Genomic DNA, 20,119 nt, shown 5'->3' with positions numbered 1-20,119 from the left:
GTGAACCTCGCGACGAACAGCGCGACGGGCACGGGCATCGGCACGGACAGCGTGACCGGCTTCGAGGTGGTGAACACCGGTACTGGCGACGACCAGGTGACCGGCACGGGCGGGGCGGAGACGATCACCGCCGGCGCGGGCGCCGACACCATCGTGGGTGGTGGCGGTGCCGACAGCATCCTGGGCGGCCTGGGCAATGACAGCCTGGTGGGCGGTGCTGGCAGCGAGACGCTGCTCGGCGGTGACGGCGATGACATCGTCCTCGGCGGCGCCGGCGACGACAGCATCGTCGCCACGCCGGGCCGCGACACGATCGAGGGTCAGGCCGGCAACGACGTCATCGACACCGGCGAGGACGACGACCTGGTGATCTGGCGCGTGGGCGACGGCAACGACGTCATCGCCATGGGCAGCGGCAACGACACGCTCGACCTCGAAGGCTGGACCGGCAGCGACACCGACTTCTGGACTGTCAGCACCGGCGGCGCGGGCGCGATCTACACCTATGACGACAGTGCGGGGAACGTGTTCAGCCTCACCACGTCCGGCGTGGAGGCGGTCACGTGCTTCGCGCCTGGCACGCGGATCCTCTCGGCAAATGGGGAGGTCTCGGTCGAGAGCCTGCGCGCCGGCGACCTGGTGGTCGCTCCTGGTCGTGGTGCGCCACTCAAGCCCGTGCGCTGGGTCGGTCACACCCGTGTCGACATCGCGCGCCATCGCGACAAGCGGAAGGTGGCACCGATCCTGGTCCGTGCCGGCGCGCTCGGGGCAGGCGTGCCCGCCCGCGATCTGCGCGTCAGCCCTGAGCATGCCTTCCTCCTGCAGGGTCGGCTCGTGCCCGCGCATCTGCTGGTGAACGGCACGACCATCGTGCAGGAGCTTTGGCACAGTGCCATCATCTACTGGCACGTCGAGCTCGACGAGCACGGCGTGCTGGTGGCGGAAGGCGCGCTGGCCGAGAGCTACTTCGACGACGGCAACCGGCACCTGTTCGACAACGGCGTGATCGCGCTGCATGTCGACCTGGGCGCGGGGCGCATCGGCGGGCGCTACGCGGCCGAGGCCTTCGCATCCCCGGTGCTCGATGCCGACGACCCGGCGCTGGCGCGGATCATCTCGGCGCTGCCTGCGCCCGAAGCGGCCGCGAAGCAGGCATCAACGCGCCGGGCGATGGGAGCTTCGGTTCGCAGTTGGCCTGCCTTCCTAGAAGTGGGTCGCCGGTGATGTAACCCGGCGTCAGTGAGGGGAGTTACCGGCTATACCAATGCGCGCGATACGGTGGTAACGCCCGCAAAACGTCAAAAACCGCCGTTTTGCCAGCGTTACCGGCGTCACCGGCCACAACGATACGGATGGCACTGCGCGCGTCACCCTGTGGTCTCGGCACCCTTCGCTTTCCTGGCGCGATGGTGGGCAAGACTGGCAGGGGCGGCGGCTGGGGGCGGGGCGTGCAGCGGCACCAGCGCGCGGCGCAACAGGTCCTCGGCCGCGTCCACGATGTGCGCCCCATAGTGCCGTTCAATCATCGCCGTGGAAGTATCGTGCACCGCAGCCACAAGCCGCACCGGCAGCCCCGCCCGCAAGCCTCGCACAATGGACGAATGGCGGAGCGAGTAGGGAACAAGGTTGTCGGGCAGCCCGGCGGCGGCGAGGGCCGCGCGCCAGGGACGTGTCATCGCGGCCGCGTTCACCCAGGGGCGCCGCTCGGTGCGCTCCCATGCCGGCAGCCGCCCCGTCGCCTTGTCGCCCTCAACCTGCTGGTGGTGCCAGCGCAGCAATAACGGCTCGCGGCCAGGGCGCCCCGCCGTAACCACGCGCAGCGCGGCTAGCACGTCATCGGGGATCGGCACGGCGGTATGCGTGGCCTGCTTCCCGCCACGGCCTTTACGAGACGTCGGAACCATGATGCGGCGGGCCTGGTGCTGGAAATCCGCAACCGTGATCCGCGCCGCTTGGTTTAGGCGTGCGCCGGTCGCGGCCAGCACCAGCACCAGCGCGCCAAAGTCCGCGTCATTGGTCTGTGCGGCTTCCACGATGCTCCGCACTTCATCGTCAGTGAGGATTTGCTTTTCGCGGGCGCGGTCCGGCGCCTCGGGCGCCCGCAACCCTTCCCGAATGGTGGTGTGCACGTCACCGGGCATGCGGCCCTTGCGTGCGGCCGCGGTGAGCGCAGCGCGAAGGTCATTCAGCAAGCGAGCAAGCGAAGCGGGCGCCAGCGGCGGCGCATCGTCCTTCACGCCACGGCCACCGCGCCTCAGTCCCTCGCGCCATGTCGTTAGGTGGCGCTTGGTCAACACGGCCAGCGCCACATCGGCCAGCGGGGCGCCTATGACGTGGTGGCGCAGGCGCAATTCAGCATCTCGGCCGGCACGTTCCGAACGGGCTTTGCGGGTGCGGATATATGATTCAATCGCTGCGCCAATGCTCGGCGATGCCTCGGCAGCCGCCTCGTTGCGTTCAGCCTGAACGCGGCCCCGCGCCCACTCGCGCAGCGCGGCTTGCGCTTGGTCGAACGTCAGGACGCGCTCGCCATCGGCGGGCTGATCCGCGTGGAGCAAGTCATCGGCCACGCCCAGGCGCCCCGTCTCATACTGCCCTTCGCCGAGATAGCGGCGCGAAATCCATGAACCGGCTTTGCCGGGTAGCGTGGAGCGCCGGTAGCCGATCTGCACGCCCTCAATGACGGCGCGGAAATACGGCTTGTGCCGGCCGGGCAGCTTCAGCCGCGCCGTCCTGGGGCTCAACGCTACGTCCTTCACCAGCCGTGCCAGCGCCTGCGGCCCCTCGGTCCATCATGGTCCAACAGGGTCTAATATCCACCCTGAGACGTCTGGGGATCAAGGGGGACGTAGTTTATGCAAATCAATAGGTTGTAGTGTTTCCGGGCGTTCTCAGTTGTTCCAGGGGTTTTTAGATAGCGCCCTCTCACGGCGGTAACAGGGGTTCGAATCCCCTAGGGGACGCCATCGGCCCAGCGCGGTCGATCCCGCTGAGCGGGCAGGACATCCATCGGCTTGCGCGTCGCGTCGGGACACGGCGCGGGAGCGCAGGCGGGCCGCCCCCAACGGCACCCTCATTGTCTTGTCGGAGTCGAACGCCTGCGGTCTGCGCTGGACCCTCACGGCGCCCCCGCTCGCCGCGTCCGGGCACCTCGGGTCACGAACACCTTGACCCGACCGGAGGCACCCATCCGATCGGGCTTCGCGCCAGCGCCCCGGTGCCGAAGCCCTTCATGCCCGGCGCGCCGGGTGATGTCTCCGCTGGCCAGCGGATCCGCGACCTTCGCCGTGAAGGGCGGCGAAGGTCGCGGCCAGGGGCCTAGCCGACCTCGATCGCCGAGGACAAAACCCGCTGGACATCGATCAGCGCGACCGACCCACCGTCGCTGAAGGACAGCAGCAGGTCGTCGGCGCCATCCATGTCGGCATCGAACACCTCGCTGCCCTCAAGGGCGATGCCGTCGACCAGGATGATCCGATCGTCGGCCGTGAAGCCCCGGATGGTATCGGCCCCGGCAATGCCGCCGAAGACGAAGGTATCGCCCAGGGCACCACCGATCAGCAGGTCGTCGCCGGCGCCGCCGGCAAGGGTATCGCGGCCAATGCCGCCCTGCAGGGTGTCGGCGCCATCGCCGCCGGCAAGGCTGTCGGCGCCGGCCCCGCCATCCACCAGGTCGTCGTCGGCGCCGCCGTCGATCGTATCCGCATTGCCACCGCCCAGCAGCGTGTCGTTGCCAGCGCCGCCGAGCAGCGTGTCGAGGCCGGCATCGCCGGACAGCAGGTCCGCGCCGGCGTCGCCGATGATCCGATCGAAGCCCACGCCGCCGCCGATCGTGTCCGCGCCGTCGCCGCCCTCGACGGAGTCGTTGCCGGTCCCCGCGACCAGGCTGTCATCGCCCTGCCCGCCGAGCAGCACGTCGTTGCCGCCGGCCCCGTCGATGACGTCGTCATCGTCGCCGCCGTCGATCGTGTCGACCCGCAAGCCACCCTGCAACGTGTCATCGCCAGCGCCACCGCCAAGCCGGTTCGCCCCGGCCCCGCCGTCGAGCTGATCGGCACCTGCGCCGCCATCGATGGTGTCGTCGCCGTTGCCGCCGGAGATGGTGTCATCGCCGGCCCCGCCATCGACGCTGTCACCGAACGCGCCGGCGTCGATCCGGTCGTCGCCGGCGCTGCCGGTGATGGTGTCCGTGCCGGCACCGGTGAGCGTATCGTTGCCCAGCGTTCCCTCCAGCAGCCCCTCCGCGGTCGCGACGATCCCCGCGAGCACCGTGTCGGACGTGGTGGCGTTGAGGTTCTGGATGCGCGTGTCGCCGGACGCCGCGGTGTCGGGCTCGTCGAAGGCGGTCTCGGGCGTGGCGTGGAATTCCTGCAGGAAATCCTTCAGTGCCTGCTGTTCGCCCAGCGCGCCAGGCGGCGCGATCGAGATGTCGGTCGCCTCGTCCAGCACCGGGCCGAGCGTGCCGTCCTCCAACAGGTAGCGGAAGTTCTCCCCGTTGGCCTTGATCGGGTAGGCGTCGCCGCCCTGCGCGAGGAAGTTCAGCGTCACCACGCTGATCAGCGCGGGCGCGTCGGCGCTCACCATGCCGTTCTCGATGATGCGCGCGACGACATCGCCGTTCTCGTCGATCGCGGCGATGCTGAGGATGCGCGCGCCCGCGGGCAGGTCAGGATCGTAGGAGAAGGCGATGCCGCCGATCTGCGGGAAGCGCCCCTGGTTGCCGAGCGACGCCACGCCGTGCTCCAGGATCGCCTTCAGCCCCGCCGCGGTCGTGTCGAACACCACCAGGCGGTTGTTGAAGCGCAGCGAGTTCTCGATGTCGAGCGTCGAGATCCCGCCCTCGGGCTTGCCGGCATCGGGGTTGGCGATCGGCGGGTCCTTCTCGCCCGAACCCACCTCCACGGTGCCGATCGCGGTGCGGATGCCGCCGCCATTCTTCAGCGAGACCACCAGTGCGCCCTCGCCCAGCGCCGCGCGCGCGGCGAACAGGTTGGCGTCGGCGGTGAGGTTGCCGAGGTTGGTCTCCTGGTTGCGCACCAGGTTGCGCTCGCCTTCCAGGTAGACGTCCGTGAAGCCCCAGACCTCGCCGTCCTTGGCCTCGATCACGGCCTGCACGGCCTCGGTGATGTCGGCCACCTGCTCGCCCTTGGTGCCCTCGGCGAAGGCGGTGGTGTCGAGCTCGTCCTCGGTCACGCCCCAGGCAGCGGCGACATTCTCGCGCGTCGCGGCCGTGGCGCCGTTGATCGCGGGGTCGAGGCTGTCGGTGATGATGCGGCCCTGGTCGTCGAACTCGACCACCAGGCGACCGAGATAGGTGAACTCGTTGTCGGTGTTGACGATCAGCGTGGTGCCGCCATCCGCGCCGGTCGCGAGGATCGGGTAGGTGTTGGCGAAGTCCGCCGCGTGGCCGGGGAAGGCGACCGCCACGTCGGTCGCGTCGCCCAGGCGCGTGTTCGACCCGGCGGCGAGGATGATGTCCACGCCGTTCAGCAGCGGCGCCAGCTCGATCTCGAAGGCGATCTGCTGGAGGTGCGCCATCAGGATGATCTTGTCGACGCCCTGGCTGCGCAGGTCGTCGATCACCGGCTGCAGCTGCGCGGCCAGCAGCGCCATGTCGTTGCGCTCGGTGCCGTCGCCGGCGAAGCCCTTCACCTCGACGCCACCGGTCGAGGAGATGGCCTCCAGGATCTGGGTGGTCACGCCGACCAGGCCGATCTTCTCGCCGCCCTTGTCGACCACCGCGGAAGGCACGATGCGGCCGCGCAGCGCGGTCGCATCCTCAAGCCCGCCCACGCCGACCGTCTCTGTATACCGGCCGCGGATGTCGGAATCGCCCGAGAAGTCGAGGTTCGCCGTCAGGTACGGGAAGGCCGCATCCGCCACCGCGTCGGAGAAGGCGCGCGTGCCGAAGTCGAATTCGTGGTTGCCCACGGTCGAGGCCTCGACCCCGATGCGGTTGTGGATCTCGATGTCCGCCGCGCCGGGATTGTCGCCGCGCATGTGCGTGGCGGCGACCGAGGGGTCGGTGCCAGCGGCGAAGAAGGGGCTCGGGATGAAGTTGTCGCCGCCCGCCAGGATCAGCGTGTTCGCGTAGTCGTCGTCGAAGGCATCGACCAGCGCGGCGAGCAGCGGCGCGGTCGTCGAGGCGAGCAGCCCGGCCTCGGCATCCGAGAAATGCAGCAGCTGCAGCTTGAACGTCGCGTTGAGCTCATAGACCGTGGTGGTCGCGCTGTCCTCGTTCGGCACCACCAGCAGCGCCTTGCCGTCCGGCGCGTCGGCGGCGGAAACGAAGGTGATCACCTCGGGCGCGTCGTCGCCGGGCGTCGTGAAGAAGCCGGCGAAGGTGAAGGCCGCGGGGCCGTCCATGCGGAAGGCGGCGACGCCGTCGGCGCGCTCCAGGCCCACGAAGACGAAGGTGTCGGCGCCGACCTGGCCGACCGTGATGCTCTCGGGCTCGACGCCCTTGTTGTCGTCGCGGTTCTCGTCGTAGTTCGCCGGAAACAGCGTGGCGATGGTCTGGTCGAGCAGGTTGCCGCTGTCGAAGACCAGCGTGCCGTCGGTGTTCCAGACGCTGAAGGACCGGCCACCGAAGGCATAGAGCTGCTCGAAATCGGCATCGGCGTCGGTATTGCCGGTCTGGTTCGTGACCGTCAGCCGGCCCAGCGACTCCACGATCTCGGGCGTCGTGTCGGCATCGGCGGGGTCGTCGGGGAAGGCGACCGGGTCGAGCGCGAGCGTCGAGAGCCGCGCTTCCTCGGCGAAGCCGGTCCAGTCGCGCGCGTCGCCCTCATTGGCGGTGATCAGGTAGGTGGTGCCGCCGACATTCACGGCCGCGATGCCGTCCGGCTGGTACATGCCGAACAGGTTGTCGGCAGTGACCGGGGCGAAGACGTTGTCCTGGTCATTGCCCGAGATCGCGTTCGCCGCCAGGCCATGGTTCTTGAAGCCGAGCGGGATGATGTCGGTGAAGGTCGCGGTGGAAAGGTCGAGCACCGCGATGGCGTTCGCCTCCTGCAGCGTGACATAGGCCTTGGTCGGGTCGTTCGGGTCGACCGCGATGTATTCCGGCTCCAGGTCCTGCGCGACGGTGGCACCGGGGCCGAAGATGCGAACGCCCTCGGCGCGCAGGGTCGCGATGTCGGCGTTGAAGGCGGTGAAGCCGGCGGTCTGCACGTCACCGGTCGAAACCGTGATGATGCTGACGGAACCCTCCGGATCGACGCTGTCGGCGCGCCCGTAGGAGTTCGGCTCGCCCTCGTTGGCGGTCAGCAGCTTCGTCCCGTCGGGCGTGAAGCCGATCTGGTCGGGCTGGGCGCCGACGGTGACGTAGCCGGTGCCGCCGAAGTCGCGCGCGGTGATGGTGACGGTGTCGCCGCTGCGCACCACGTCGGCGATCACGACCTTGCCGGGATCGGTCTTGGGTTCCGATTCGATGGCGAGCGCGACGACGCCGTCCTTCACCGCAACGCTGTTCACATTGCCGAGCGCGCTGGTGTCGAGCGTGCCGCGGATGACGCCGGTGGCCGCGTCGATCGCATCCACCCCATCCGGGCCGATCACGAAGATCAGGCCCGTGCCGGAATCGTACGCCGCGACCTCGGCGTCGAGCGCGACCGAGCCATTGCCCGCCGTATGCGCGAGCGTGAAGGAAGTGGTGGCGCTGAGCTGGGTACCCGACATGGTCTTCTCCGGCAGGATGGAATTGGTCAGCCGGATAGGGCGGCACGCTGTCCCCCTCCCTCACGGTTCGGTGACGGACGTGTTAAGGATTTGTTGACGCTCTGGTCCGCCGGTCGCGCGGCGGCGCGTCATCAACCCTTCGCCGGGTCGTCATCCCAGTGTCGCGCCGACTGCCTAAGCCCTCGCGCTCCGGCATCGGGGTGCATGCGGCCATGGCTCAGCGCAACAACGTCCTTCTCATCGTGGTGGACCAGTGGCGCGCGGACTTCGTGCCGCACCTGGGCGCGGGCTTCCTGCGCACGCCGAACCTCGACCGGCTGTGCCGCGAGGGCGTGACCTTCCGCAACCATGTCACCACCGCCGTGCCCTGCGGCCCCGCGCGCGCGAGCCTGCTGACCGGCCTGTACCTGATGAACCATCGCGCGGTGCAGAACACGGTGCCGCTCGATGCGCGGCATTCCAACCTCGGCAAGCAGCTGCGCCTGATCGGCTATGACCCGGCGCTGATCGGCTACACCACCACCACGCCCGACCCGCGCAGCTCCGGCCCGCGCGACCCGCGCTTCACGACGCTGGGCGACCTGATGGACGGCTTCCGCAGCGTCGGCGCCTTCGAACCCACCATGGACGGGTATTTCGGCTGGCTCGCGCACCAGGGCTACACGCTGCCGAAGCGCCGCGAGGACATCTGGCTGCCCGAGGGCGAGGACGCCGTCCCCGGCGTAACGGACCGCCCCTGCCGCATCCCCGCCGCGCTGTCCGACAGCACCTACTTCACCGAACGCGCGCTGACCTACCTCAAGGGCCGCAACGGCAAGCCGTGGTTCCTGCACCTGGGCTACTACCGACCGCACCCGCCCTTCATCGCACCCGCCCCGTATCACGCGATGTATGCGCCGGCCGACATGCCGGCGCCGATCCGCGCGCCGCAGTGGGAGAAGGAGGCCGCGCAACACCCGCTGCTGCGCCACTACCTGCGCGACATCAAGCAGGGGTCGTTCTTCCACGGCGCCGGCGGCGCGGCCAGCACGCTGGACGAAGGCGCGATCCGCCAGATGCGCGCCACCTATGCCGGGCTGATCACCGAGATCGACGACTGCCTCGGCCGCGTCTTCACCTGGCTGGAGGAGAACGGCCAGTGGGACGACACCATGATCGTCTTCACCTCCGACCATGGCGAGCAACTCGGCGATCATTGGCTGCTCGGCAAGGTCGGCTATTTCGACGAGAGCTTCCGCATCCCGCTGGTGGTCAAGGATGCCGGCCGCAACCCCCGCGCCGGCGCGATCGAGGACGCCTTCACCGAGAGCGTCGACGTGATGCCGACCATCCTCGATGCGCTGGGCGGCACGGCGCCGCGCAATTGCGACGGGCAGTCCCTGCTGCCCGTGCTCGCGCACGGCGCGCCCGATGGCTGGCGTGATGCGCTGTTCTACGAATACGACTTCCGCGACGTGCACTATTCCCAGCCGGAGACCGCACTCGGCCTGTCCATGGACGAGAGCGCGCTGTGCGTGGTGCAGGACGCCGACTGGAAATACGTGCACTTCGCCGCGCTGCCGCCGCTGCTGTTCGACCTTGAGCGCGACCCGCACCAGTTCACCAACCTCGCCGAGGAGCCCGCCTATGCGGGCGTGGTGAAGGAATACGCGCAGAAGGCGCTGTCCCGGCGCATGCGTCATGCGGAGCGCACCCTCACGCATTTCCGCGCGACCCCGCAGGGTCTCGAGGAACGCAGCCCCACGCCCGCGCTGCGCCGCGCTGCCGAATAGCCCCCCGCCGAGGAGAATGCAGATGAATCGCCGTCACCTGCTGCTTGCCGCACCCGCGCTCGCCGCACTGCCCCGCCCGGGCCTGGCGCAGGCCGACCAGCGCCCCGCGATCACCATCGCCGTGCAGAAGGTGGTGAACTCCAATACGCTCGACGTGCTGCGCGAGCAGTCCAATGTCGGCGAGCGGGTCTTCTACAGCTCGCTGTGGGAAGGGCTGATCGGGCGCGACTGGCTGGGCCAGCTCGGCACCGTGCCGGGCCTGGCCACCGAATGGCGCCGCCTGTCGGACAGCGCGGTGGAACTCACGCTGCGCCGCGGCGTGATGTTCCACAACGGCGATGAGATGACGTCGGAGGACGTGGTCTTCTCCTTCTCGCGCGAACGCATGTTCGGCAGCACGCTCGCGACCGCGCAGGGCCGCACCATCCCGATCGGCGAGGGCATGCCGGCCCCGCGCCCGGGGAAGGAACTGCCGCCGGAGGTTCCCGCCGTTGCGCGCCGGTCCTGGCCGGCGCTGGAGCGCGTGGAGGCGGTGGACCGCTACACGGTGCGCTTCCACAACGCGACACCCGACGTGACCATGGAAGGCCGCCTGTCGCGCTACGGTTCGGACATCATGAGCCGCCGCGGCTGGGAGGAGACCTCGTCCTGGCTGGAATGGGCGCGCAAGCCGGTCACCACCGGGCCGTATCGGGTGGCGGAATTCCGTCCCGACGTGTCGCTCACGCTGGTCGCGCATGATGCGTATTGGGGCGGGCGCCCGCCGCTGCGCCAGATCCGCTTCGTCGAGGTGCCGGAAGTCTCATCGCGCATCAACGGGTTGCTGTCGGGCGAATACCAGTTCGCCTGCGACATCCCGCCCGACCAGATCACCGGCATCGAGCGCAACCGCGCCTTCGAGGTGCAGGGCGGCACCATCCTCAACCATCGCCTGATCGTGTTCGACAAGAACTTCCCCGCGCTGCGCGATGCGCGCGTGCGCCGCGCCATGACGCATGCGATCGACCGCAACGCGATCGTCGAGAGCCTCTGGGCCGGGCGCACCGTGGTGCCGCGCGGCCTGCAATGGCCCTACTACGACCAGATGTTCCATGCCGACTGGGAGGTGCCGCGCTTCGACCTGGCCGAGGCCCGCCGCCTGCTGCGCGAAGCCAACTACCGCGGCGAACCGATCCCGTATCGGCTGTTGAACAACTACTACACCAACCAGAACGCCACCGCGCAGGTCATGGTCGAGATGTGGCGCGCGGCGGGCCTGAACGTGCAGATCGAGATGCGCGAGAACTGGGCGCAGATCCTCGAACGCAGCCCGACGCGCGCGGTGCGCGACTGGTCGAACAGCGCGCCCTTCAACGACCCGGTCTCCTCGCTGGTGAACCAGCACGGGCCGAACGGCCAGCAGCAGCAGGTCGGTGAATGGACGAACGAGGAGATGAACCGCCTCGCGGTGGAACTCGAGACCGGCACGGACCGCGCGCGGCGCCGCGCCGCCTTCCGCCGCATGCTGGAAATCGCCGAACGCGAGGACCCCGCCTACACCGTCCTGCACCAGAACGCGACCTTCACCGCGAAGCGCCGCGACATCGCCTGGAAGGCCAGCCCCGCCTTCGCGATGGATTTCCGCCCCGGCAATTTCGGAGCCTGACATGATGCGCCGCCGTCACCTGCTTGCCACGCCGGCGCTGGCCGCGCTGGCGCGCCCGGCCATGGCCCAGGCCGACCAGCGCCCGGTGGTCACCATCGCGGTGCAGAAGATCTCGAACACCAATACGCTCGAGACGCTGCGCGAGCAGTCCAATGTCGGCAGCCGCACCTGGAACAGCTACGGCGAGACGCTGATCGAACAGAGCTGGACCGGCGACCTCGCCTTGAAGCCGAGCCTGGCGGACTCCTGGCGGCGCATCGACGACCGTACGGTCGAGCTGACGCTGCGCGACGGCGTGCGCTTCCACGACGGGCGCACCATGACGGCCGAGGATGTCGCCTTCTCCTTCGGCCCCGAGCGCATGGGCTGGAACATGACGGTCGAGCAGGCGCGCAACCTGTTCGGCACGATCCCGGGACAGAGCGCGGGCCGCACGCCACCGCCCGAGGTGCTGGCGGTGGCGCGGCGCGTCTATCCGGGCCTGGAGCGGATCGAGGTGGTGGACGCGCGCACCGTGCGCTTCGTCAATCGCGTGCCGGACGTGACGCTGGAAGGCCGCATCAGCCGCAATGTGGCGATGATCGTCTCGCGCGCTGCCTTCGAAGCCGCCGGCTCGTGGCTCGACTGGGCACGGCGGCCGATCGGCACCGGTCCCTACCGGATCGCCGAGTTCCGCCCGGACCAGATGCTGGTGCTCGACGCCTTCGACGACTACTGGGGCGGCCGCCCGCCGGTACGCCGCCTGCGCTTCGTGGAGGTGCCGGAAGTCGCCAGCCGCATCAACATGCTGCTGTCGAACGAGGCCGACTTCGCCTGCGACATTCCGCCCGACCAGATCAGCACCGTCGAGCGCAGCGCGCGCCACCAGGTCGTGGGCGGCACCATCATGAACCACCGCCTGACGGTGTTCGACAAGAACCATCCGCATCTGCGCAATCCGCTGGTGCGCCGCGCCTTCACCCACGCGATCGACCGCCAGGCGATCGTGGAGGCGTTGTGGGGCGGGCGCACCGTCGTGCCGCGCGGCCTGCAATTCGACTTCTACGGGGAGATGCTGCAGCGCGACTGGACCGCGCCGCGCTACGACCTGGCGGAAGCCCGCCGCCTGCTGCGCGAGGCCGGCTACCGCGGCGAACCCATCCCCTACCGCCTGCTGAACAACTACTACACCAACCAGGTGCCCACGGCGCAGATCCTGGTCGAGGGCTGGCGCGCCGCCGGCCTGAACGTGCAGATCGAGATGCGGGAGAACTTCCCACAGGTGCTCTCGCGTGAGGGCCATCGCGGCGTGCGCGACTGGTCCAACAGCGCCAGCTTCAACGACCCGACCTCCTCCATCACGACGCAGCACGGCCCGGACGGCCAGCAATGGCAGGTCGGCGAGTGGCGCAACGACGAATTCGGCATGCTGTCGCGCGAGATCGAGACCTCGACCGACCAGGCGCGCCGGCGCGTGGTGTTCCGCCGCCTGCTCGAGATCGCGGAACGCGAGGACCCCGCCTATACCGTGCTGCACCAGTCGGTGAACCTGACGGCGAAGCGGCGCGACATCGCCTGGCAGCCGGCGCAGGCCTTCGTGATGGATTTCCGCGCGCGCAACTGGGGGGCCTCGACGTGATGCGGGCGACCCGACGCGCGGCGCTTGCCGCCGCGGCCTCCGCCACGCTGGCGCGGCCCGCCTTCGCCCAGGCCGACCAGCGTCCGGTGCTGACCATCGCGGTGCAGAAGCTGTCGAACTCGAACACCTTCGAGCCGCCGCGCGAGCAGTCGAATGTCGGCTTCCGCCTGCATGGGCTTTATGCGGAACAGCTGGTCGGCACCGACTGGCTGGGCGGCGGGCGGCTCGTGCCCGGGCTCGCCACGTCGTGGCGGCGGCCCGATGCGACGACGCTGGAGCTCACGCTGCGCGAGGGTGTGCGCTTCCACGGCGGACGCGAGATGACGGCCGAAGACGTCGCCTTCTCCTTTGGTGAACGCCTGTTCGGCACGCGCGGCGCCACGGGCGCCGGGACCACGACCGTGCTCGCGGGGACCATCGGCAAGGAGCCACCGGCCGAAGTGGTCGCCGTGGGGCGGCGGACCTATCCGGAGTTGCAGCGCGTCGAGATCATCGACCGCCACACCGTGCGCTACGTCAACCGCACGCCGGACGTGACGCTGGAAGGTCGCGTCGCGCAGAGTGTCGGCGCGATCCTGTCGCGCGAGGCCTTCGCCGCCGCGGAGAATTGGCTCGCCTGGGGCCGCGCGCCGATCGGCACCGGCCCCTACCGCATCGCGGAGTTCCGTCCGGACACGCTGCTGGTGATGGAGGCGCATGACGACTACTGGGGCGGGCGCCCGCCCGCTCGGCGGTTGCGCTTCGTGGAGGTGCCGGAGGTCTCCGGCCGGGTGAACGGCCTGTTCTCCGGCGAGTACGACTTCGCCTGCGACATCCCGCCCGACCAGATCCAGGTGGTCGAGCGCAATGCGCGCTTCGAGGTGCTGGGCAGCCCGATCAACAACATCCGCAAGTTCTCCTTCGACAAGACGCATCCGGTGCTGGCCGATGCGCGCATCCGGCGCGCGATGTCGCACGCGATCGACCGCCGCGTGCTGGTCGAGACGCTGTGGGCGGGCCGTACCGAGATCCCGCGCGGCCTGCAGCTCGAAAGTTATGGCGAGATGTACATCGCCGACTGGGAGAACCCGCGCTTCGACCCCGCCGAGGCCCGGCGCCTGCTGCGCGAGGCGAATTACCGCGGCGCGCCGATCCCCTATCGCCTGCTCAACAACTACTACACCAACCAGGTCGCCAACGCGCAGATCGCGGTCGAGATGTGGCGCGCGGTCGGGCTGAACGTGCAGATCGAGATGCGCGAGAACTTCCCGCAGGTCACCGCCCGCACGCCCGGCCGCGGCGTCCGCGACTGGTCGAATACCTCGATCTTCGGCGATCCGGTCGCCGGCCTGCTGCGCGGTATCGGCCCGCGGACCGAGGCCGAGCGCAACGGCGAATGGACGAATGCCGAATTCGATTCGGTCGCCACCGCGCTTGAGGCCGAGACGGACATGGCGCGCCGGCGTTCGCAGTTCCGTCGCCTGCTCGAAATCGTGGAGCGCGAGGACCCCTGTTACGTCGTGCTGCACCAGGCGGCGGCCTTCACCGCGAAGCGCCGCGACATCGCCTGGCGTGCCGCGCGGGGTTGGGCGATGGATTTCGGCCCCGGCAACCTGCGGGTCGGGGCGTGAGCGCGCCGCTCGTGGCGATCAGTGGCCTGACCGTCGCCTTCGACGGCCAGGCCGCGCTGCGCGGGATCGATGTGACGGTGGCCCCTGGCGAGGCGCTCGGCATGGTGGGCGAGTCCGGCTGCGGCAAGTCCGTCACCTGGCTGGCCGCGCTTGGGCTGTTGCCGGCGCGTGCGCGCATTGGCGGCAGCGTGACGATCAGCGGGCAGGAACTGGTGGGCGCGCCCGCGGCGCTGCTCGACCGCGTGCGCGGCGGGCGGATCGCCATGATCTTCCAGGACCCCGCCAGCAGCCTGAACCCCGTTCACCGCATCGGGCGGCAGGTGACCGAGGCGCTGTCCCTGCATCGCGGCATGAATGGCGGCGCAGCGCGCGCGGAGGCGAAGCGCCTGTTCGACCAGGTCGGCATCCCCGATGCCGCCCGCCGGCTCGACGCCTATCCGCACGAACTCTCCGGCGGCCAGAACCAGCGCGTGATGATCGCCATCGCGCTGGCCGGCCAGCCGGAGCTCCTGGTCGCCGACGAACCGACCACCGCGCTCGATGTCACCATCCAGGCGCAGATCCTGGAACTGCTGCAGGCCCTGCGGCGCGAGACCGGAATGGCGCTGGTGCTGATCAGCCATGACCTCGGCGTGGTGGCGGAAGCCTGCGACCGCGTCGCGGTCATGTATGCCGGGCGCATCGTGGAGGAAGCACCGGTCGCGCGGCTGTTCGACGGCGCAGCGCATCCCTACACGCAGGGGCTGATCGGTGCCCTGCCGCCGATCGATGGCCCGCGCCGGCCGCTGGCCGCGATCCCGGGTGGCGTGCCGGAGCCCTGGGCGATGCCGCCCGGCTGCGCCTTCGCGCCGCGCTGCGCGCATCGCGCCGCCGTCTGCGACGCCGCCTTGCCCGACACGCGCCGCGTGGCGCCCGACCACCGGGCCGCCTGCACCCGCGTGCGGACCGCCTCGGCCGAGATGGTGCCGGCGTGAAGGCCGGCGGCGCGCTGCTCGAGGCGGAAGGCCTGGTCCGTCGCTACACCATGCGCCGCGGCATGTTCGGTCGCGCGGTCGATGTCCGTGCCGTCGATGGCGTGTCGCTGCGGCTTGAGCGTGGGCGGACGCTCGGCCTGGTGGGTGAGTCGGGCTGCGGGAAATCGACGACCGGCAGGCTCGTGCTCGGCATGGAGAGCCCCGATGCGGGCAGCGTCTCCTTCGACGGACGCACCATGCCGGCACCGGGCACGGCGGCGTGGCGGGCGCTGCGCATGCGCATGCAGATGGTGTTCCAGGATCCGCTCGGCGCGCTCGACCGCCGGCTGCCGATCGGGGCGCAGGTGATCGAACCGCTCGATATCCATGGCATCGGCGATCCCGCGGCCCGCGCGGCACGCGTGCAGGAGTTGCTGCGTGCCGTCGGCCTGCGGCCCGACCAGGCGGCGCGCTATCCGCACGAACTCTCCGGCGGCCAGCGCCAGCGCGCGGTGCTCGCCCGCGCGCTCGCCACCGACCCGGCGCTGCTGGTCTGCGATGAACCGATCAGCGCGCTCGATGTCTCGATCCAGGCCCAGGTGATGAACCTGCTGGTCGAGCTCCAGGAGCGTTTCGGCACGGCGCTGCTGTTCATCAGCCACGACCTGCGCGCGGTGCGCCAGGTCAGCCATCGTGTCGCGGTGATGTATCTCGGGCGCATCGTCGAGGAAGGCGAGCCCGACGCCGTGCTGCACGACCCGGCGCATCCCTATGCGCGTGCGCTGGTCTCCGCGATTCCGCATCCGGGCCGCGGCGGCCGGCGCATCGTGCTGCAGGGCGACCCGCCCAATCCCGCGGACCGCCCTTCGGGCTGCGCCTTCCATCCCCGCTGTCCGGTCGCGTCCGCGCGCTGCGCGCAGGACGTCCCGCCGCTGAAGCCGCGCGCGGACGGGCGTCTCGTGGCCTGCCACGTCGCGCATGGGGACGCCGCCGCCGGCCAGGGCACCGACCGGCAGGAGGCCGCCTGAGATGATCCGTTTCTTCGCCTCCCGGCTGGCACGCGCGGCGCTGACCATCGCCATGGTCGTGACCTTCGCCTTCGTCGTCCTGCGCATGTCGGGCGACCCGGCACAGATCATCATGGGCGCGGATGCACCGCCCGAGGCGGTGGACGCGTTCCGCGCGGCCTGGGGTCTCGATGAGCCGATCTGGGTGCAGTACCTCTCGTACTTCTGGGCGATCCTGCAGGGCGACCTGGGGCGTTCGATGCGGGATGGGCGCGATGCCATCGTGCTGGTCGGCGAACGCATTCCCGCGACCCTCGCGCTCACGCTCCCGGCCCTGCTCATCAAGATCTGCCTGGGCATACCGGCCGGCATCTATGCGGCGCTGCACCGGAATTCGCTGGCCGATCGCGTCGTCATGGTCATGGCGGTGGCCGGCTTCACCGTGCCGTCCTTCGTGCTCGGGCTCCTGCTGGTGCTGGTCTTCGCGGTGCAGCTGGGCTGGCTGCCCTCGGGCGGTCAGGAGAGCTGGCGCCACGCCATCCTGCCCGTCGTCACGCTGGGCCTGGGTGGCGCGGCGGTGCTGGCGCGATTCACGCGCAGCGCCATGCTCGAAGTGCTGGGGCAGCCCTATATCCGGACGGCGAGCGCCAAGGGCGTGCCCTGGCGCCGGGTCGTCATCGGGCATGCGCTGCCGAACGCGGCCATTCCGACCGTCACCATCATCGGCTTCATGGTCGGCTCGCTGATCGCCGGCGCGGTGGTGGTCGAGAGCGTGTTCTCGTGGCCGGGCGTGGGGCGGCTGCTGGTGGTGGCGGTCGGCAATCGCGACCTCGCGGTCGTGCAGTGCGTGCTCCTGCTGGTGGCGGTGACGATGGTCTGCTCGAACCTGGTCGTGGACCTGCTGTACGGCCTGCTCGACCCGAGGCTGCGCGCCGCGCCGCAGAAGGCCGCCTGAGATGCCCGAGGCTCCGTTGACCGTCGCGGCCACGCTCGCGCCGCCGCCTCGCCGGCGCGAGGCGATGCCGACCCTGGTGATCTTCGGGATCGGCTGGCTCGCGCTGATGCTGCTGGTCGCCGTCCTTGCCGACCTGCTGGCACCGTATCCGTACACGGCGCTCGACCTGCGCAACCGGCTCTCGCCGCCTGTGCTGCTGGGGGGCGGCTGGCTGCATCCGCTCGGGACGGACGAACTCGGGCGCGACGTGCTCTCGCGCCTGATCTATTCGATCCGCACCAGCCTGCTGATCGCCTTCGGCGCGACCATCATCGGTGCCGTTGTGGGCACCACGCTCGGCTTCCTCGCCGCGCATTTCCGTGGCCTGGTGGAACAGGCCGTGCTGGCGCTGGTGGACTTCTCGGCCTCGCTGCCCTTCCTGATCCTCGCCCTGGCGGTGCTTGCCTTCTTCGGCAATTCGCTGGCGCTGCTGGTCTGCCTGCTCGGGCTGCACGCCTGGGAACGCTACGCGCGGATCGCCCGCGGCCTGGCGCTGGCGGCGGGCACGCAGGGCTACGCGGCGGCGGTGCGCGGGCTCGGCGCGTCGCCCTGGCGGATCTATGGTCGGCACGTGCTGCCGAACATCGCCTCGACCCTCATCGTGTCCATGACGCTCGCCTTCCCGGAGGTGATCCTGCTGGAATCCGGCCTGTCCTTCCTGGGCCTGGGCGTGCAGCCGCCGCAGACCTCGCTCGGTTCCATGGTGGGCTATGGGCGGGAGTACCTCACGCGCGCACCCTGGATCCTGCTGGCGCCGGCCGTCACCATCGTGCTGACCACGCTCTCGGTCTCGCTGATCGGGGATTGGCTGCGCGACCGGCTCGACCCGACGCTGCGCTGAACGCGCCAACGTGCTAGCCCGGACCGCATGAGCCGCTTCGACATGATCATCGTGGGCGCCGGCATCGTCGGCCTTGCGCACGCGCTGCACGCCGCGCGTGCCGGGCAGCGCGTGCTGGTGCTGGATCGGGACGCGCAGGCGAATGGCGCGTCCATCCGCAATTTCGGCTTCGTCACCGTGACGGGCCAGGGCGTGCGCGACACCTGGCGCCGCGCCCGCCGCGCCCGCGACATCTGGGCCGAGGTCGCGCCGCTCGCCGGCATCGGGATCCAGCATCGCGGCCTGCTGATGTGCGCGCGCCGGCCCGAGGCCGTGGCCGTGATCGAGGACTTCGCGGCCAGCCCGATGGGCGAGGGCTGCCGCGTCCTGCGCGGTGCCGAACTTGCCGCCCATGGACCGCCGCTGCGCGCCGATGGCGTCATCGCGGCGCTGCACAGTCCGCACGAGCTGCGCGTCGAGAGCCGCGACGCGATTCCCCGGCTGGCAACCTGGATCGAGGGCGGGCTGGGTGTCGCTTTCGGCCGACAGGTCGCGGTGCGCGGCGTGGCCGAGGGGATCGTCGAGACCACGGCCGGTTGCTTTCACGCGCCCCGTATCGTGGTCTGCCCCGGCCCCGACCTCGCGACGCTGTTTCCCGACAGCTTCGCCCGCCGCGGCGTGACGCTGTGCAAGCTGCACATGCTGCGCCTCGCCGATCCGGGCTGGCGCCTGCCGGCGGCGGTGATGAGCGACCTCGGCCTCGACCGCTACCGCGGCTACGCCGACTGCGCCGCCCTGCCGGCCCTGCGCGCGCGCCTGCAGGCGGAGCAGGCCGAGGAGATCGCGAACGGCGTGCATCTGATCGTCGTGCAGAGCGACGACGGGTCGCTGGTGGTCGGCGACAGCCACCACTATGGCCCGACGCCGGACCCCTTCCAGCCCGAGCATGTCGACGCGTTGATCCTGCGGGAGGCGCAGGCGGTGCTCGACCTGCCGGCCCCGCGGGTGATCGAACGCTGGACCGGGCTGTATCCGTCGGCGTCCGAGGACGCCTTCTTCGAACGCGTCGCACCTGGCGTGCGCCTGGTCTGCGTCACCTCCGGCACCGGCGCGAGCACGGCCTTCGGCCTGGCGGAGGACGTTCTGGCCGACCTGGAGGCGAACCCATGACCACGCAGATCAAGGCCGTCATCTTCGACTGGGCCGGCACGGTGCTCGACCACGGTTCGCGCGCGCCGATGGGCGCCTTCGTCGACGCCTTCGGGCAATTCGGCGTGACCATCTCCATCGCCGATGCGCGCGGGCCGATGGGCATGGCGAAGCGCGACCACATCCGCCTGGTCGGCAGCGTGCCCGCCGTGGCCGCCGCCTGGCGCGCGCAGCATGGGCGCGACTTCGACGACGCGGCGATCGACGCCATCTTCGAGGTCTTCGAACCGCTGAACGTGGCGGCGGTCGAGGCGCACAGCGCCTTGATCCCGGGCGTGCGCGCCGCGCTCGACTGGTGCGCCGCGCGTGGCATCCGCATCGGATCGACCACCGGCTACACGCGACCGATCATGCAGCGCCTGGCGCCGCTGGCGGCCGCACAGGGCTTCGCGCCGGAGGTCATGGTCTGTGCCGGCGACCTGGCGGCCGGCCGCCCCGCGCCGCTGCAGATGTGGCACGCGATGGCCGCCATGGGCATCTGGCCCGCGAGCCGGGTGGTCAAGCTGGACGACACGCCGCCGGGCATCGGCGAGGCGCGTGCGGCGGGCTGCTGGGCGGTCGGTGTCGCGCTGACCGGCAATATCGCCGGGCTGGACGCCGATGAGCTCGCCGCGCTGGACCCGTCGGCGCGCGACACCCTGCGCCGCGCCGCGACCGACAGCCTGCTGCGCGCCGGCGCGCATCTCGTGGTCGATTCCGTCGCCGATCTCCCGGCGGTCGTCGAGCTGATCGAGGCGCGGCTCGCCGCCGGCGAGCGTCCCGGGTTGCTCGAGGCACCCTGACACGCAAACGCAACACGACTGCCACATGG

General features: G+C 70.4%; 13 protein-coding genes and 1 tRNA gene. 12 read left to right on the top strand and 2 right to left on the bottom strand.

Going from position 1 to position 20,119, the window contains the following annotated elements; all coding sequences use genetic code 11:
- On the top strand, nucleotides 1-1,224 hold a 1,224-nt coding region (locus LQ222_RS06415), incomplete at its 5' end, for a Hint domain-containing protein (RefSeq protein WP_230165229.1).
- Nucleotides 1,225-1,367: 143 nt separating this feature from the next.
- On the opposite strand, the gene LQ222_RS06410 is transcribed toward LQ222_RS06415, so the two are convergent.
- Complete coding sequence (locus LQ222_RS06410; RefSeq protein WP_230165228.1) at nucleotides 1,368-2,744, bottom strand: tyrosine-type recombinase/integrase; 1,377 nt, start codon at nucleotides 2,742-2,744, stop codon at nucleotides 1,368-1,370.
- Between the two features lie 151 nt (nucleotides 2,745-2,895).
- Between LQ222_RS06410 and LQ222_RS06405 the strand changes: the two genes are divergently transcribed.
- A tRNA-Glu gene (locus LQ222_RS06405) sits at nucleotides 2,896-2,966 on the top strand.
- A gap of 352 nt (nucleotides 2,967-3,318) precedes the next feature.
- Here the strand turns inward: LQ222_RS06405 and LQ222_RS06400 are convergent.
- Nucleotides 3,319-7,680 (bottom strand): choice-of-anchor I family protein, encoded by a 4,362-nt coding sequence (locus LQ222_RS06400; protein ID WP_230165227.1) that lies wholly within the window; start codon nucleotides 7,678-7,680, stop codon nucleotides 3,319-3,321.
- Between the two features lie 212 nt (nucleotides 7,681-7,892).
- Between LQ222_RS06400 and pehA the strand changes: the two genes are divergently transcribed.
- The 10 genes from pehA (at nucleotide 7,893) to phnX (ending at nucleotide 20,090) form a co-directional block, all read left to right on the top strand.
- A complete protein-coding gene (pehA, locus tag LQ222_RS06395; protein ID WP_230165226.1) occupies nucleotides 7,893-9,452 on the top strand; it encodes a phosphoric/sulfuric ester hydrolase PehA in 1,560 nt (519 codons plus the stop codon).
- Between the two features lie 16 nt (nucleotides 9,453-9,468).
- Nucleotides 9,469-11,097 (top strand): ABC transporter substrate-binding protein, encoded by a 1,629-nt coding sequence (locus LQ222_RS06390; protein WP_230165225.1) that lies wholly within the window; start codon nucleotides 9,469-9,471, stop codon nucleotides 11,095-11,097.
- 1 nt (nucleotide 11,098) lies between these two features.
- Entirely contained in the window at nucleotides 11,099-12,715 is a 1,617-nt protein-coding gene (locus LQ222_RS06385; protein ID WP_230165224.1) for an ABC transporter substrate-binding protein, read from the top strand.
- Entirely contained in the window at nucleotides 12,715-14,325 is a 1,611-nt protein-coding gene (locus LQ222_RS06380; RefSeq protein WP_230165222.1) for an ABC transporter substrate-binding protein, read from the top strand. Before LQ222_RS06385 ends, LQ222_RS06380 begins: the two co-directional genes overlap by 1 nt.
- A complete protein-coding gene (locus LQ222_RS06375) occupies nucleotides 14,322-15,299 on the top strand; it encodes an ABC transporter ATP-binding protein (protein WP_230165221.1) in 978 nt (325 codons plus the stop codon). The genes LQ222_RS06380 and LQ222_RS06375 overlap by 4 nt, the downstream gene beginning before the upstream one ends.
- A 62-nt stretch (nucleotides 15,300-15,361) precedes the next feature.
- Nucleotides 15,362-16,306: an oligopeptide/dipeptide ABC transporter ATP-binding protein gene (locus LQ222_RS06370; protein WP_230165242.1), complete on the top strand. Its 945-nt coding sequence runs from the start codon at nucleotides 15,362-15,364 to the stop codon at nucleotides 16,304-16,306.
- A 1-nt stretch (nucleotide 16,307) separates the two neighbouring features.
- Entirely contained in the window at nucleotides 16,308-17,240 is a 933-nt protein-coding gene (locus LQ222_RS06365; protein ID WP_230165219.1) for an ABC transporter permease, read from the top strand.
- Nucleotide 17,241: 1 nt separating this feature from the next.
- Nucleotides 17,242-18,120 carry an ABC transporter permease gene (locus tag LQ222_RS06360; RefSeq protein ID WP_230165217.1) on the top strand — a complete coding sequence of 293 codons (879 nt, stop codon included), beginning with the start codon at nucleotides 17,242-17,244 and terminating at the stop codon, nucleotides 18,118-18,120.
- Between the two features lie 27 nt (nucleotides 18,121-18,147).
- Nucleotides 18,148-19,269 (top strand): TIGR03364 family FAD-dependent oxidoreductase, encoded by a 1,122-nt coding sequence (locus tag LQ222_RS06355; RefSeq protein ID WP_230165215.1) that lies wholly within the window; start codon nucleotides 18,148-18,150, stop codon nucleotides 19,267-19,269.
- Nucleotides 19,266-20,090, top strand: a complete 825-nt coding sequence (gene phnX, locus LQ222_RS06350; RefSeq protein WP_230165213.1) for a phosphonoacetaldehyde hydrolase — start codon at nucleotides 19,266-19,268, stop codon at nucleotides 20,088-20,090. Before LQ222_RS06355 ends, phnX begins: the two co-directional genes overlap by 4 nt.
- Nucleotides 20,091-20,119: the final 29 nt, after the last annotated feature.

This window comes from Roseomonas sp. CECT 9278, from assembly GCF_918698155.1.
Lineage (GTDB): Bacteria > Pseudomonadota > Alphaproteobacteria > Acetobacterales > Acetobacteraceae > Neoroseomonas.
This window is presented reverse-complemented; position numbering and strand designations above follow the sequence as displayed.

What these genes read in the sequence shown, in the direction of transcription:
- LQ222_RS06400 (WP_230165227.1), bottom strand. Translation starts at nt 7,680, where the DNA reads ATGTCGGGTACCCAGCTCAGCGCCACCACTTCCTTCACGCTCGCGCAT.
- pehA (WP_230165226.1), top strand. Translation starts at nt 7,893, where the DNA reads ATGGCTCAGCGCAACAACGTCCTTCTCATCGTGGTGGACCAGTGGCGC.
- LQ222_RS06390 (WP_230165225.1), top strand. Translation starts at nt 9,469, where the DNA reads ATGCAGATGAATCGCCGTCACCTGCTGCTTGCCGCACCCGCGCTCGCC.
- LQ222_RS06385 (WP_230165224.1), top strand. Translation starts at nt 11,099, where the DNA reads ATGATGCGCCGCCGTCACCTGCTTGCCACGCCGGCGCTGGCCGCGCTG.
- LQ222_RS06380 (WP_230165222.1), top strand. Translation starts at nt 12,715, where the DNA reads ATGCGGGCGACCCGACGCGCGGCGCTTGCCGCCGCGGCCTCCGCCACG.
- LQ222_RS06370 (WP_230165242.1), top strand. Translation starts at nt 15,362, where the DNA reads ATGTTCGGTCGCGCGGTCGATGTCCGTGCCGTCGATGGCGTGTCGCTG.
- LQ222_RS06365 (WP_230165219.1), top strand. Translation starts at nt 16,308, where the DNA reads ATGATCCGTTTCTTCGCCTCCCGGCTGGCACGCGCGGCGCTGACCATC.
- LQ222_RS06360 (WP_230165217.1), top strand. Translation starts at nt 17,242, where the DNA reads ATGCCCGAGGCTCCGTTGACCGTCGCGGCCACGCTCGCGCCGCCGCCT.
- LQ222_RS06355 (WP_230165215.1), top strand. Translation starts at nt 18,148, where the DNA reads ATGAGCCGCTTCGACATGATCATCGTGGGCGCCGGCATCGTCGGCCTT.
- phnX (WP_230165213.1), top strand. Translation starts at nt 19,266, where the DNA reads ATGACCACGCAGATCAAGGCCGTCATCTTCGACTGGGCCGGCACGGTG.